The organism is Rhodococcoides navarretei (genome assembly GCF_038069675.1).
GTDB lineage: Bacteria > Actinomycetota > Actinomycetes > Mycobacteriales > Mycobacteriaceae > Rhodococcoides > Rhodococcoides navarretei.
Window position 1 is genome coordinate 1992240 of record NZ_JBBPCN010000001.1, and the last position, 14396, is coordinate 2006635.

General features: G+C 66.5%; 14 protein-coding genes. 13 read left to right on the top strand and 1 reads right to left on the bottom strand.

Annotated elements, in window-relative coordinates; all coding sequences use genetic code 11:
- Window positions 1-29: 29 nt before the first annotated feature.
- Together AABD04_RS09575 and AABD04_RS09580 are read left to right on the top strand one after the other, a co-directional pair.
- Window positions 30-1460 (top strand): MFS transporter, encoded by a 1431-nt coding sequence (locus tag AABD04_RS09575; protein WP_341441019.1) that lies wholly within the window; start codon window positions 30-32, stop codon window positions 1458-1460.
- A 2-nt stretch (window positions 1461-1462) separates the two neighbouring features.
- Complete coding sequence (locus AABD04_RS09580) at window positions 1463-2419, top strand: D-2-hydroxyacid dehydrogenase (RefSeq protein WP_341441020.1); 957 nt, start codon at window positions 1463-1465, stop codon at window positions 2417-2419.
- Window positions 2420-2423: 4 nt separating this feature from the next.
- On the opposite strand, the gene AABD04_RS09585 is transcribed toward AABD04_RS09580, so the two are convergent.
- Window positions 2424-3551: an NADH:flavin oxidoreductase/NADH oxidase gene (locus tag AABD04_RS09585; protein WP_341442997.1), complete on the bottom strand. Its 1128-nt coding sequence runs from the start codon at window positions 3549-3551 to the stop codon at window positions 2424-2426.
- Window positions 3552-3664: 113 nt separating this feature from the next.
- Here AABD04_RS09585 and AABD04_RS09590 point away from each other — a divergent pair, with 113 nt between their 5' ends.
- The 11 genes from AABD04_RS09590 to holA all read left to right on the top strand — a co-directional run bounded on the left by AABD04_RS09590 (window position 3665) and on the right by holA (window position 14335).
- On the top strand, window positions 3665-4942 hold the full coding sequence (locus tag AABD04_RS09590) for a glutamate-5-semialdehyde dehydrogenase (RefSeq protein ID WP_341441021.1): 1278 nt from the start codon (window positions 3665-3667) through the stop codon (window positions 4940-4942).
- A 45-nt stretch (window positions 4943-4987) separates the two neighbouring features.
- Window positions 4988-5869 (top strand): AAA family ATPase, encoded by an 882-nt coding sequence (locus AABD04_RS09595; RefSeq protein WP_037193103.1) that lies wholly within the window; start codon window positions 4988-4990, stop codon window positions 5867-5869.
- 1 nt (window position 5870) lies between these two features.
- Window positions 5871-7286, top strand: a complete 1416-nt coding sequence (locus AABD04_RS09600; protein WP_341441022.1) for a vWA domain-containing protein — start codon at window positions 5871-5873, stop codon at window positions 7284-7286.
- Between the two features lie 107 nt (window positions 7287-7393).
- The gene (gene nadD, locus AABD04_RS09605; protein WP_243594201.1) at window positions 7394-8107 is read left to right on the top strand and encodes a nicotinate-nucleotide adenylyltransferase; all 714 of its coding nucleotides are present in this window, start codon (window positions 7394-7396) and stop codon (window positions 8105-8107) included.
- Entirely contained in the window at window positions 8104-8493 is a 390-nt protein-coding gene (rsfS, locus tag AABD04_RS09610; protein WP_008715432.1) for a ribosome silencing factor, read from the top strand. Before nadD ends, rsfS begins: the two co-directional genes overlap by 4 nt.
- Window positions 8490-9143: a histidine phosphatase family protein gene (locus AABD04_RS09615; RefSeq protein WP_341441023.1), complete on the top strand. Its 654-nt coding sequence runs from the start codon at window positions 8490-8492 to the stop codon at window positions 9141-9143. Before rsfS ends, AABD04_RS09615 begins: the two co-directional genes overlap by 4 nt.
- Window positions 9130-9882, top strand: coding sequence for a diglucosylglycerate octanoyltransferase (gene octT, locus AABD04_RS09620; protein ID WP_341441024.1), 753 nt, complete (start codon window positions 9130-9132; stop codon window positions 9880-9882). The genes AABD04_RS09615 and octT overlap by 14 nt, the downstream gene beginning before the upstream one ends.
- A complete protein-coding gene (locus AABD04_RS09625; RefSeq protein ID WP_341441025.1) occupies window positions 9879-10727 on the top strand; it encodes a DegV family protein in 849 nt (282 codons plus the stop codon). Before octT ends, AABD04_RS09625 begins: the two co-directional genes overlap by 4 nt.
- Window positions 10728-10808: 81 nt before the next feature.
- Window positions 10809-11720: a ComEA family DNA-binding protein gene (locus AABD04_RS09630; protein ID WP_341441026.1), complete on the top strand. Its 912-nt coding sequence runs from the start codon at window positions 10809-10811 to the stop codon at window positions 11718-11720.
- On the top strand, window positions 11717-13309 hold the full coding sequence (locus AABD04_RS09635; protein ID WP_341441027.1) for a ComEC/Rec2 family competence protein: 1593 nt from the start codon (window positions 11717-11719) through the stop codon (window positions 13307-13309). Before AABD04_RS09630 ends, AABD04_RS09635 begins: the two co-directional genes overlap by 4 nt.
- 57 nt (window positions 13310-13366) lie before the next feature.
- The gene (gene holA, locus AABD04_RS09640; RefSeq protein ID WP_423228129.1) at window positions 13367-14335 is read left to right on the top strand and encodes a DNA polymerase III subunit delta; all 969 of its coding nucleotides are present in this window, start codon (window positions 13367-13369) and stop codon (window positions 14333-14335) included.
- The last annotated feature ends 61 nt before the right edge of the window (window positions 14336-14396 follow it).

Consider the following 14396-nt stretch of genomic DNA (forward strand, 5'->3'; position numbering starts at 1 on the left):
TGTCCACAAAAGCGAGAGGTATTTCGACCGTGACCGAAAAATCAGGGTCGGCAACATCGCCGACCGGATATCCCCCGAGCACCGACACTCTGAGCCCGGATGAGACCAAGATCCTGCACCGCGCCATCGGCGGATCCGCGCTCGGCAATGCCGTCGAGTGGTTCGACTACGCGGTGTACGGCTACCTGGCCGTTTACATCGCCGCCAACTTCTTCCCCTCCGACGACGGGGGAGCGAACCTGCTCTCCACGTTCGCCGTGTTGGCTGCATCGTTCATCATTCGGCCCATCGGCGGCATCGTGCTCGGCCCGCTCGGCGACCGCATCGGTCGTCAGAAGGTCCTCGTACTGACCGTCTCGATGATGACGCTGGCTACGGCGGCGATCGGTGTGCTGCCGACGTTCGACACCATCGGCATCGCCGCACCGTTGTTGCTGCTTGTTTGCCGATTGGTGCAGGGCTTCTCCACCGGTGGTGAGTACGGCGGCGCAGCAGTGTTCATGGCCGAATATGCGCCCGACAAGCGCCGCGGGTTCTTCGGGTCGTTCCTCGAATTCGGAACCCTCGCAGGCACGGTGGGCGGTGCCACCCTGTGCACCCTGCTCAACGTCGGGCTCGGTGACGAGACCATGGAGGCCTGGGGCTGGCGAATCCCGTTCCTGGTGACTCTCCCGTTGGGCATCGTTGCGCTGTGGCTGCGGACCAGGCTGGAGGATTCTCCGGTGTTCGCCGAAGCGAAGGAAGACGGCGGGACGGTGGAAGAGGGTGCAGGTGGAGCCGTCACCTCGCTCAAGGCCACCATGACGTACTGGCAGCGGATCCTGATCCTGATGGGATTCGTCCTGCTACTGAACATCGCCTACTACACGGTGCTGACGTTCTTGCCCTCGTACCTCAGCGACACATTGGGACACAGCACGACTCAGTCCAACTTCACCCTCGTGGCCATCATGATCATCATGATGGCGATCATCAACCCGATCGGCGCTCTGTCCGACCGGGTGGGCCGAAAGCCGTTGCTGCTGGTGGCCTGCGTCGGGTACTTCGTGTTCAGCGTTCCGCTGTTCCTGCTGATCATCAACACCGGACTGATCGGCCAGAGTATCGGCCTGCTCGGTCTCGGAGTGTTGTTGGTCATCATGTGCTCCTGTGTGTCGTCGACCCTGCCCGCGCTGTTCCCCACTCAGGTGCGCTACGGAGCGTTCGCCATCGGATACAACGTCTCGACGGCGCTCTTCGGCGGTACGGCTCCACTGATTCTGACGTTCCTGATCGACCGAACCGGGTCCAATCTGATTCCGGGTTGGTACATGATGATCGCGGCTGCCATCGCCTTCGTGCCGATTCTGTTGATGCCGGAAACCGCAGGCCGCTCGCTTCGCGGAACCCAGTGCCCCGGTGACAACGACGACGAGGTGGCCGCGTCGGGCGTCGAGCTCGTCGGATACAAAAAGAAGTAGCAGTGGCACCGGTCCTCGTCGTGCTGCACGCCGGCGACCTTCCTGACGGACTCGACTCCGTCGCGGAGGTCGCCGACATCCGGTACGCCACCGCCGAGACCCTCGATGACGCTGTCGACGGTGCCGATGCGTTGCTGCTGTGGGACTTCTTTTCTCCCGCAGTCCGATCAGCGTGGCCGCGCTGCGGCTCGTTGAAATGGATTCACATCGCGGCGGCAGGCGTCGACTCGTTGATGTTCGACGAGCTGGTCGATTCCGATGTGATCGTGACCAATTCGCGGGGAGTGTTCGACAGGCCGATCGCGGAGTTCGTGCTGGCGCAGATTCTGGCGTTCGCCAAGGACTCCGAACGTTCGCGCGCACTGCAGCAATCGAAGGTCTGGCAGCACCGCGAGACCGAGCGTATCGACGGTTCCCACGCCATGATCGTGGGCACCGGAGCGATCGGGCGCGCCATCGCGAGCTTGCTGACAGCGGTGGGAATGTCGGTCTCGGGACTGGGCCGCACGGCACGAGAGGGCGACCGAGATTTCGGCACCGTCCATGCCAGTGCCGATCTGGTGTCGGAGGTAGCTCGGGCCGACTACCTGGTGCTGGTCGCCCCGCTGACCGATCGGACGAGGGGAATGGTCGACGATTCGGTACTGGCTGCGATGAAGCCCGGCTCGCGCATAGTGAACGTGGGCCGCGGGGAGTTGCTCGACACCGACGCATTGCTGGCACACCTGGACAGCGGGCACATCGCAGGTGCCGCGCTCGATGTGTTCGAGACCGAGCCGCTCTCGGCCGACCATCCGCTGTGGACGGCCGAGAACGTGATCGTGACCCCGCACATGAGCGGCGATGCCTCCGGGTGGAAGCAGCGACTCGCAGAAGTGTTCGCCGACAACGCGCGTCGGTACTCGCGGGGAGAACCGTTGCTCAACGTCGTGGACAAGAAGCTCGGGTTCGTGGTCTGAACTCTCAGTAGGCCCGCTCGTACTGCGGCGCAACGGCCGGGAGTATCTCGACGCCGAGTTCACGCGCGGCGCGTCGCGGCCAGTACGGGTCACGAAGCAATTCGCGTGCCAATAGAACAGCCGTTGCCTCACCGAGCGAGACGATGTCCTCGGCCTGCTTCGGTTCGGTGATCATGCCGACCGCGGCGGCGGGCATCGTCGTCTCGTTCTGGATGCGCCGCGCGAACGTAACCTGATAGCCGGGACCGACCGGAATTTTGGCGTGTACGTTGCCGCCGGTGGAGGTATCGACCAGATCGACTCCGTGTTCGGTGAGGATCTGCGACAACGCCACCGTCTGATCCGACGTCCAGCTCGGGGCCTCCAATTCGGCTGTGTACCCGGCGTTCTCAGTGTTCTCGGGCTCGTCGAGCCAATCGGTTGCCGACAGGCGAACGAACACCGGAAGATTCTCCGGCCATACCTCACGCACCGCGTCGACCACCTCGAGCAGCAGCCGTGTGCGGCCTGCGAAATCGCCGCCGTACGAGTCGGTGCGGGTGTTGCTGGCAGGAGACAGGAACTGGTGCAGCAGGTAGCCGTGCGCACCGTGAATCTCGGCTACCTGGAATCCTGCCTTCAGTGCGCGCTGCGCGGCGGTTCGGAAGTCCTCAACGATTTTCGCGATGTCCTCGGCCGTCGCCTCCCGTGGGGTCGAGTAGTCACCGAATGCCACTGCGGACGGGCCGACGGTCTCCCAGCTCCGTGGATCCTCGGCCGGCAGAGATTTGCCCCCCAACCAGGGTGCCGCGGTCGAGGCCTTGCGGCCCGCGTGTGCCAGCTGGATGCCGGGAACGGTACCGAAAGACGAGATCTCGGCGACGATCTTCGCCAGTGCATCGGCCTGACGGTCGTTCCAGATGCCCAGGTCCGACGGGCTGATGCGGCCCTCGGGGCTGACCGCAGTCGCTTCGGTGATGATCAGGCCTGCACCGCCGATCGCCCGGCTCACCAGGTGGGTGCGATGCCAGTCGCCTGCGACACCGACATCGTCGCCCGCGTCGTCGGCCGAGTACTGGCACATCGGTGCCATCCACACCCGGTTGGGAAAGGTGACGTCGCGCAATGTCAGTGGCTCGAACAGGGCACTCACAGGTGGTTCCTCCGGTCTGTCGGTATCGACGTCGGCGACGTCGGCGATCTCCACGCTGTGCTGCAACGACGCGGCGATGCGGCTCATTCCCGGCCCCCATTAGTGTGTAGTTCATGACTGCTTCCGTCTCGGCCGCATCGGTGACCACGACCGTCGACGAGCGTGAGAACGTGCACTCGGCCGCTCGTCGGGCGCGGACCGCCTCGCGTACGTTGGCGCTGCTGACTACCGCGCAGAAGGACTCCCTGCTGCACGCCGCTGCCGATGCAGTGGTAGCCGCAGCCGAGTCCGTCCTGGCCGCGAATGCGGCCGACATCGAGATCGCACGGGCAGCGGGGACCGACGAGGGGCTGCTGGACCGGCTACGACTGACGGCATCGCGGATCGACGGCATCGCGGCGGGACTGCGACAGGTGGCCGGGCTACCCGATCCGATCGGCGAGATCATCCGCGGTTCGACGCTCCCCAACGGGCTGGAGATCCGGCAGATGCGGGTCCCACTGGGCGTGGTGGGCATGGTCTACGAGGCACGCCCCAATGTCACCGTCGACGCGTTCGGTCTCGCGTTCAAGTCCGGTAACGCGGTGCTGCTGCGGGGTTCGTCGTCGGCCGCACAGTCCAACACCGCGCTCGTCGATGCCCTGCAGGGTGCGTTGCGCAGTCATGACTTGCCCGAGGCCGCGGTGCAGTTGCTCGGCAGTGCAGACCGCGCAACAGTCACCCACCTGATCCAGGCACGCGGGTTGGTCGATGTCGTGATTCCCCGGGGTGGCGCAGGATTGATCGCCGCGGTGGTGCGCGATGCCACGGTCCCGACCATCGAGACCGGCGTCGGAAACTGCCACGTGTACATCCACTCCTCTGCCGACCCGGACACGGCCGAGAAGATCGTGCTCAACGCCAAGACTCGTCGAGTCAGTGTCTGCAACGCGGCCGAAACCGTGCTGGTCGACGCCGCGATCGCCGAGACCCTGGTGCCGCGGCTGCTGCAGGCATTCCAGATGCACAGCGTCACGGTGCACGGGGACCTGCCCGGGCTCGTTCCCGCAAATGACGAGGACTGGTCGCAGGAGTACCTCTCGCTCGACATCGCGCTGAAGGTCGTGAGCGGCATCGACGAGGCGATCGAGCACATCGACCGGTACGGCACCGGCCACACCGAGGCGATCGTTGCCACCGATATCGGTGCCGCGCGCGAGTTCAGTCAGCGGGTGGACGCGGCCGCGGTGATGGTCAACGCCTCCACCGCGTTCACCGACGGAGAGCAGTTCGGTTTCGGAGCCGAGATCGGTATCTCGACTCAGAAGCTGCACGCGCGCGGACCCATGGGATTGCCCGAATTGACCTCGACGAAATGGACCGTGTGGGGCGACGGGCACGTCCGAGACTGACGCCCATCGCCGCATCGCCCAGACCCGATCACCAGGAGCTGTGACATGGATCGTGCCCTACCGACGACACCCCCGCTGTTCGCCAGCGTGGACGACGTCCAGAGGCGTCTCGCCGAGACGGGCTATCTGGCCGACAAGGCCACCGCCACGTCGGTATTTCTCGCCGATCGCCTCGGCAAGCCGCTGCTGATCGAAGGTCCGGCGGGGGTGGGCAAGACCGAACTGGCCCGGGCCGTGGCACAGACGACCGGTGCAGAACTGGTGCGGCTGCAGTGCTACGAGGGTGTCGACGAGGCCCGTGCGCTGTACGAGTGGAATCACGCCAAGCAGATCCTGCGCATCCAGTCCGGTACCGCTGCCGATTGGGATTCGACCAAGCTGGATGTCTTCTCCGAGGAGTTCTTGCTGGCGCGGCCGCTACTGCAGGCGATTCGCCGTACCGATCCCACGGTTCTGCTCATCGACGAGACCGACAAGGCCGACGTCGAGATCGAAGGACTGCTGCTCGAGGTACTCAGCGACTTCGCGATCACCATTCCCGAGCTCGGCACGATCGTGGCCGAGCGGACGCCGTTCGTGGTGCTCACCTCCAACGCCACTCGTGAACTGTCCGAGGCCCTCAAGCGTCGCTGCCTGTTCCTGCACCTCGATTTTCCCGACGCCGACCTCGAGCGCCGGATCCTCGCCAGCCGGGTTCCCGAACTGCCCGAGGCCATCGCCGAGCAGATGATCAAGACCGTGCGGGTACTGCGAGCGATGCAGCTCAAGAAGTTGCCCTCGGTGGCCGAGACGATCGACTGGGGGCGCACCCTGTTGGCTCTCGGTATGGACACCCTCGACGACGACGCGGTTCGTTCCACCCTCGGTGTGGTCCTCAAGCATCAGTCGGACCAGGTGCGCGCGGCAGCCGAACTCCGGCTCAACTGACATGCAGGCCCCGCACGGAATTCCCGGTCACCTCGTCGGTTTCGTCGAGGCGCTGCGTCGGCGTGGAATTTCGGTGGGGCCGTCGGAGACGGTCGATGCCGGACGCGTCCTGTCGGTCCTCGACCTGCTCGATCGGGAGGCCGTGCGCGAGGGTCTGGCCTGCGCACTGCTGCGCCGTCCGACGCATCGCGGAGTGTTCGACGCCCTGTTCGACCTGTGGTTTCCGGTGGCATCGGGCACCAGGGACTCGGGCCAGATCGACACTGCGCTGCCCCGCACCGATGCGGGCGATGTGGACATCGATGCGCTTCGCGAGTTGTTGGTGGAACTGCTCTCGGACGATTCGGCCGAGGCCGCGGAGCTGACCCAGATGCTGGCGGCGCAGATGGTCGAGGAACTCGGGCAGTACAAGTCCTCCAACGGGCCCTCGTTCTCGGCATACCAGGCCTTGCGCGACGTCGCGCCCGACACGTTGCTGCGCAAGATTCTCGACGGCCTGCTCGGCCGTAGTGACGATGCACCCGATCGTCCCACCGACGACTACGAATCGGAAGTGGCCAAACGGACTGCAGCGCAACGTATCGCAGACCTTCGCACGATGGTCGAGAGCGAGACGAGGCGACGGTCGGCAGAAAAGCTGGGCCGGGAGCGGGTAGCGAGCTACGGGGTTCCCAAGCTCGCGGAGGAGGTCGATTTCCTGCGAGCCTCGGACATGGAGATGGCAGCGCTGCGACGCAACGTCACACCGCTGGCCCGGCTGTTGGCATCGCGACTTGCAGTGCGGCGCAGTCGAAGCAGGCACGGCTCCATCGATCTGCGTCGCACGCTGCGCAAGTCGATGTCCACCGGCGGCATCCCGATCGACCTGGTCGAGCGCAAGCCGCGTCGAGCCCGCCCCGAATTGGTTGTGCTGTGCGACGTCTCGGGCTCGGTGGCAGGTTTCAGCAACTTCACGCTGCTGTTGGTGCACGCGCTGCGAGAGCAGTTCTCGCGCGTGCGGATCTTCGCGTTCGTCGACTCCACCGACGAGGTGACGCGGTTCTTCGATTCCGGGTCCGATCTCGGTGCCGCGATGAGCCGCATCGTCCGCGAGTCCGATCTCGTGACGTACGACGGGCACTCGGACTACGGCCATGCCCTCACGACGTTCGACGAGAAGTACGCGCACGCGGTCACCAGTCGTAGTTCGGTGCTGATTCTCGGCGACGCACGCACCAACTACCGCGATCCGAAGCTGCCTGCGTTGGCGCACATCGTGTCGGTGGCCAAGCATGCGTACTGGCTCAATCCCGAACCGAAATCGCAGTGGGGTTCCGGCGATTCGGCCGCCAAGGTGTACGCCGACGTGATCGCCATGCACGAGTGCCGATCCGCTCAGCAACTCGCCACCGTGGTCTCGCGTCTGCTGCCGGTGTGAGGCGTGTGACGCCCGGTGGTGCCCCGGACGTAGAATCGGCGGTTGTGCAGCGTGAATCCGATCCCGGCGAGACCACCGGTGCGCAGTCCGTTCGTCGTTTGGGCGTGATGGGCGGCACCTTCGACCCGATTCACCACGGGCACCTCGTCGCAGCGAGCGAAGTGGCGAACGAATTCGGTCTGGACGAGGTCATCTTCGTCCCCACCGGAAACCCCTGGCAGAAGGAAGGGAAAACGGTCAGCCCGGCCGAGGACCGTTACCTGATGACCGTGATCGCGACGGCGTCGAATCCCCGATTCTCGGTGAGCCGAGTGGACGTCGACCGGGAGAAGTCGACCTATACCGTCGACACCCTGCGCGATCTGCGATCGCAGCATCCCAATGCCGAGCTGTACTTCATCACCGGCGCGGACGCGCTCGAATCGATCCTCACGTGGCAGAACTGGGAGGAGTTGTTCGAGCTCGCCAAGTTCGTCGGTGTCTCGCGTCCGGGGTTCGAGCTCGGCGTCGAACATCTCGCCAAGCACCTTCGGTCGCTGCCCGCGGACACTCTCACATTGATGGAAATACCTGCACTCGCGATATCGTCGACGGACTGTCGACGTCGAGCCGGTGAGAATCGGCCGGTCTGGTACCTCGTACCGGACGGCGTCGTGCAATACATCTCGAAGAGAAATCTCTACAGACCACGAGGCGCTCAGCGTCTCGACGGATCCGTCACCATGTCGGAACCAGCGCCCCAGAAGAAGCAACCGGCAGGGTCGGTCACCAGCGCAATGACCGCAAACCCGAGCCATACGAGTGGGAGTACACCGAAGTGACTGCAACAGCCGAAGCCGCCGAGATGGCGCGGATCGCCGCGCTCGCAGCCGACGACAAACTGGCGAGCGACGTGGTGATTCTCGACGTCTCCGATCAGCTCTACATCACCGATTGCTTCGTGATCGCCTCCGCGCCCAACGAGCGTCAGGTCAACTCGATCGTCGAGAACATCGAGGATCAGCTGCGTGAGGCCGGACACAAGCCGGTCCGTCGCGAGGGCACAAGGGAAGGCCGTTGGGCGCTGCTGGACTACTCCGACATCGTCGTGCACGTCCAGCACAACGAGGAGCGCAACTTCTACGCACTCGAGCGCCTGTGGAAGGACTGCCCGACCATCGAGGTTCCCGGTCTCGGACAGCACCCGGCTCCGGAATCGGAGCAATGATCCGACGCCTCATCCTGCTTCGGCACGGTCAGACGGAGTACAACGCCACCGACCGCATGCAGGGGCAGCTCGACACCGACCTGTCCGAGCTCGGCCGCAGCCAGGCGAAGACGGCCGCTGCCGAGCTGGCGACGCGTGAGCCGATCAAGATCGTCTCGTCGGATCTGCGGCGCGCCCTCGACACCGCAACGGCCCTCGGAGACGCGTCGGGTGTTGCAGTGTCGGTGGACGAGCGCCTACGCGAAACCCATCTCGGTCAGTGGCAGGGCTTGACCCACACCGAGGTCGACGACATCGCGCCCGGTGCACGGCCGGCCTGGCGCGCCGACGCCACCATTGCCCCACCCGGTGGGGAGAGCCGCATCGACGTCGCCCGACGCAGCGTGCCGCTGGTTCGTGAACTCGCGGCCGGCGTTCCCGAGTGGGGGGCCGACGGCAACCAGCGACCACTCGTCCTCGTCGCACACGGTGGTCTGATCGCGGCCCTGACTGCCGCGCTGCTCGATCTGCCCACCGAACGCTGGCCGGTGCTCGGTGGCCTCGCCAACACCAGCTGGGTGCAGCTCGGTGCGCACGGACCCGGCGAGAATCCGTCCTGGCGACTCGATGTGTGGAACGCCTCGGCGCAGGTGGCCAGTGACGTCCTCTGACGAGACGGCGGCGCGCCCCGCGCTGCTCGTGCTCGCGGACTCGTTGAGCTACTACGGACCCGAGGGTGGGCTACCGGTCGACGACCCGCGGTTGTGGCCCAATCTCGTTGCAGCGGAGCTGGGTTGGACGGTCGAGTTGGTCGCGCGCATCGGCTGGACGAGTCGCGACGCATGGTGGGCACTGACCCAGGATCCGCGAGTGTGGGCAGCGATTCCCCGTGCCGGTGCCGTCGTGCTCGGAATCGGCGGCATGGATTCACTCCCGTCTCCGTTGCCCACCGCCCTACGGGAGCAGATCCGGTACATCAGACCGCCTGCCCTGCGGCGCGTGGTTCGCGCGGGATATCAAGTGGTGCAACCTGTTCTGTCTCATCTCGGTTGGCCGGTGGCCCTGCCGCCGCGGCTGAGCGTCGAGTATCTCGAACAGACCCGCGCCGCACTGGCCTACGTGCGTCCGGAGCTCCCCGTCATCGGTACCTACCCGTCGGTGCACCGCTGCGACGCCTACGGCAGGGTGCACTCTGGTCGCGAACCCGCTGTGCGAGCGCTCCGCGCGTGGAGCGCCGAGACGAACGTTCCCATGGTCGATCTGGCCGACGCGGTACGGCCGAACATCGAATCCGAGAACGCGAATCCCGACGGTATCCATTGGGGTTGGGACGCCCATGTCGCGGTAGCGGAGGCGATGCTGACGGTGCTGCGACCCGTCGCCGCGGAGGCGGTCACTCGAACGCCATGACCGTCACCGTCGTCACCGACTCCTCGTCCTGCTTACCCGCCGCCCTCGCCGCCGAACGAGGCATCGCGGTGGTGCCACTGCACGTGTTGGTGGACGGAATCGACCACCGCGAGGGCGTCGACGAGATTCCCGATCAGTCCGCCTCGGGCAAGCAGGTGACCACTGCGGGGGCCTCTCCAGGGGAACTCACCGAGGTCTACGCCGCAGCTCTCGAACGTAGTCGAGGCGCGGGCGTGGTGGCCCTGCACATCTCTCGTGGTCTCTCGAGTACCTGGGAGGCAGCGCGCCAGGCCGCCGTGCAGGTGGGCTCCGCCGTCAGAGTCGTCGATTCCGCATCGGCAGGCATGGGGCTGGGCTTCGCGGTGCTGGCTGCCGCCGCCACGGCCGCCGGGGGAGCGGAACTGAACGAGGTCTATGACGACGCCGTCGCCGCGTCGACCACCTCGAGATGCTTCATCGTCGTGGATCGACTCGACCACCTACGACGCGGAGGTCGAATCGGTACTGCCGCCGCGCTGCTCGGGACGGCTCTGGCCATGAAGCCGGTCTTGCACATCAGCGACGGCACGCTCGTGTTGCGGGAGAAGACGCGGACCTCGTCCAAAGCGCTGAACAAGCTGGTCGACGCGGCAGTTGCGGCCGCCACCGAGGTCGGTGACGATTCGGGGGTTGTGCTCGCGGTGCACCACATGCTGTGCCCGGACCGCGCGGAGGACGTCGCCGCGATGCTGGCCTCCCGAATTCCGCAGTCGACCAGCATCGACGTGTATCCCTTCGGTGCCGTCCTCGGTGCCCACGTGGGTCCGGGCGCGGTCGGTGTCGTCGTGGCTCCTGGACGCCGATAGCCGCGTCTATCGCACGGTTCATCCACAGCATCCGGGTTGTGCACAGGGCAATTCCTGGCCTGCGTCCTTCCCGATCGGGCCATGTCGCGCGCAGTAGCGTCCTTCGGCATGGGCGGCAACGACGATCGGGCGCACACGGTGGCGCGATTGAACTCCGTGCGCAGGCAACATGATTCCGACCCCGCTCGCGTCGTGCCCGAGGACCGACGACCCGACGTCGGGTCCACGGAACCGGAGTGGCTGTTGCCGGAAGCACAGCGATCCAGCACCCCGTGGTCGTCCTTGCTGCCACAGCGGTGGAGAGCTGCCCGCGTCGACCCAGGGAAACCGGGGGCACTCGCACTCGCGGCGGCCGGGGTCTTCGTCGTGCTCGTCGCGGCATTCGCGGTGTTTCGAGATGCACCGACACCGGCACCTGCACCGCCGCTCGCCGTGGTCGCGACCGACACGGTGGGTACCGATGGCACGGTAGATCCGGGGGACGCGCTCGATCCTGTGCCGATCGCCGAGACCGAACTCGTGGTGAGCGTCGTCGGGCTCGTGACGCGTCCCGGATTGGTTCGGCTGCAACCGGGTTCGCGCGTCGCCGATGCGGTGGCGGCGGCAGGCGGCGCAGTCGAGGGTGCCGATCTGTTGGCGCTGAACATGGCTGCGCGGGTAGCCGACGGTGATCAGATCGTCGTCGGCGTCGTTCCGCCGGAGGCAGCTCCACCGGTCAGCAGTACGACGTCCGGGATCGGAACACCGATAGCCGGTAGCGGCGGTGCACCGGCCGGTGTCGGAGGTGCCACGCCGGGCGGGACGGTGGACCTCAACGCCGCAACCGTCGCAGAACTGGACGCATTGCCCGGAGTAGGTCCGGTGACCGCGACCTCGATCGTGAGTTGGCGAGAGACCAACGGCCGCTTCGCGTCTGTGGAACAGCTGTCCGAGGTGGACGGAATCGGGCCCGGCAGACTGGCCAGGATCCGCGACCTGGTGCACGTCGGATGACCGCCGCTGCCGCATCCACCGGTGCGGCGCAGACCGAGGATCGTCTGCCGTTCGACGTGCGGCTGGTTCCGGCCGCCGCCGTGTGCTGGTCGATCACCGCGATCGGAATTCTCGGTGGGCCCGGTGCTGCCCTGGCTGCTACCGCGTCCGCGGTTGCGGTGGTGCTGCTCGTCGGAGTTGCACTGCACCGGTTGTCGATTCGGCTCGCCTGGTCGGGGTCGAGTCGGTCCGGTGCGGCCGCGGTGATCGTGCTGGCATTGTGCTTCGGTGGAGCGATCTGGCTTCAGATGCGGTCGTTGGCCGATCATCCCGTGGCTGTCGCTGCCGAGAACCGAGCGTGGATCACCGCCTCGGTGCGATTGGAGGAGGACCCGCGAAAATTGTCGGCTCCCGGTCCGTCGATGGTGATGCTGAAGGCCGAGACGACGCGAGTCGACGTGGGCGGCGAGGCACTGTACGTCGGCGGCCGGGTGTCGATCGTGGCACCGGAGGCACAGTGGTCGGCATTGCTACCGGGCCAGGAGATCACCGTGCGGGGCAGGCTCGGTACGCCGATCCGGCCGGACATGAGCGTCGCTGTGATCCGTACTTCGGGTCCGCCCGTCACCGTGGACGAGCCAGGGGCGATCTCTGCTGCAGCCGGCACCTTCCGGTCGAACCTGGCTGCGGTGGCGCAGAATTCGATGCCACCGGATCGCGCAGGTCTGCTACCCGGTCTCGTGGTCGGGGACGTGTCGCGGTTGGACGAGACGGTCGCCGAGAACTTTCGGGCGGCCGGACTGACGCATCTGACGGCTGTATCGGGTGCGAATTTTTCCATCGTGATCGGCGCGGTTCTGTTGGTGTTGCGGGGTATCGGACTCGGCCCCCGCGCGACGGTCGTGGTGGCGTTCGTCGTACTCGTGGCGTTCGTGATCGTGGCCCGGCCGTCGCCGAGTGTGGTGCGGGCGGCGGTGATGGGGTCGATCGGATTGCTGGCGTTGGTCACCGGCCGACGCAGACAGGCGGTTCCGGCGCTGTGCGGCGCGGTGTTGGGTCTGCTCGCATGGTGGCCGAGGCTGGCGGTGGATGTGGGATTCGTGCTGTCGGTGTTCGCCACCGCCGGACTCGTGCTCGTCGCTCCGATCTGGGTCGACTGGCTTCGAGCCCGTGGCTGGCCGAGGGCGGCCGCGGAGGTGGTGGCGGTCGCCGCGGCGGCTCACGCGGTGACGGCTCCGGTGGTCGCGGCCATGGCCGGAACGCTCAGCGTGGTGGGCATCGCAGCGAACGTGCTGGTGGCACCGGTCGTCGCACCGATCACGGTGGTGGGCATCGTCACGGCGGTGATCGCCTGCTTCAGCGGTCCACTCGCGGAATGGGCGGCACAGCTGGCGTCCGCGCCGCTGTGGTGGTTGATCGCCGTGGCAGAGGAGGCTGCGTCGGTGCCGGTAGCGGGCGTCGTCGTCCCCGACGGCATCGGGGGTGCCGCACTGGCAGCATTCGGAACGGCCGCGCTGTTGGCGGCGTTACGTTTCACCGTGTTCAGGTGGCTGGCCGCGGCGGTGGCGATAGCGGCACTCGCGTCGTGGACGGCACACGTGCTGTGGTGATCGCTCGGCACGAAGCGGATGCCGGCAGTGTCGGCCGCTCATGGCACGATCATGGTCGTGACTTCGAGTGTGGCTCCACTGCATCTGGTTCTCGGCGACGAGGAACTTCTGATGGATCGCGCGGTTGCGGCGATCGTGGCTCAGGTCCGCGCGAACGCCGCGATTCCGGGGGAGGACCTACCGGTCACGCGGTTGCGCACCGGTGACGCCAGCGCCCCGGAACTCGCCGAACTACTCAGCCCGTCGCTGTTCGCCGAGGACCGAGTCGTGGTGCTCGAGGCCGCCGCAGAGGCGGGCAAGGATGCCTCGGCACTGGTGCTCGACGCTGCTACCGATCCGCCCGAGGGAGCGGTCGTGGTGGTCATGCACTCCGGCGGCGGTCGGGCCAAGGCGATGGTCGGTGCGCTGCAGAAGTGTGGCGCGCAGGTGCACGAGTGCGCCAAGCTGACCAAGCCTGCCGAGCGCATCGACTTCGTACGCGGTGAGTTCCGTGCGGCCGACGTGCGGGTCAGCGCCGAGGTGATCGAGGCGGTGGTCGAGTCCGTCGGCAACGAGCTCCGTGAACTGGCCTCGGCCTGCTCACAATTGGTATCCGATACCGGCGGCAAGGTCGACCTCCCGGCCGTGCGTCGGTACTACTCGGGCAAGGCCGAGGTCTCCGGGTTCGACGTCGCAGACAAAGCGGTGATCGGTGACCGGGCCGGCGCTCTCGAGGCCCTGCGCTGGGCGATGCACCGGGGCGTGGCGCACGTGCTGCTCGCCGATGCGTTGGCCGATGCCGTCCGGACCATTGCGCTCGTGGGTTCGGCCGGTCGCGGCGACCCGTTCCGGATGGCGGGGGAGCTGGGTATGCCGCCATGGAAGATCAAGAAGGCGCAGGGTCAGGCGCGTGGATGGAACGGTCGATCCATCGCACAGGCGCTGCGGGTGGTGGCGCAACTGAACGCCGACGTCAAAGGCCAAGCGGCGGACGCCGACTACGCGGTGGAAAAGGCGGTGGCGGCGGTCGCGTCACTCGGCAAGTAGCGTCGCCGGAGTGCACAGCGCACGAAAAAGCCCGCTGCATCGTTGTCGGATGCAGCGGGCT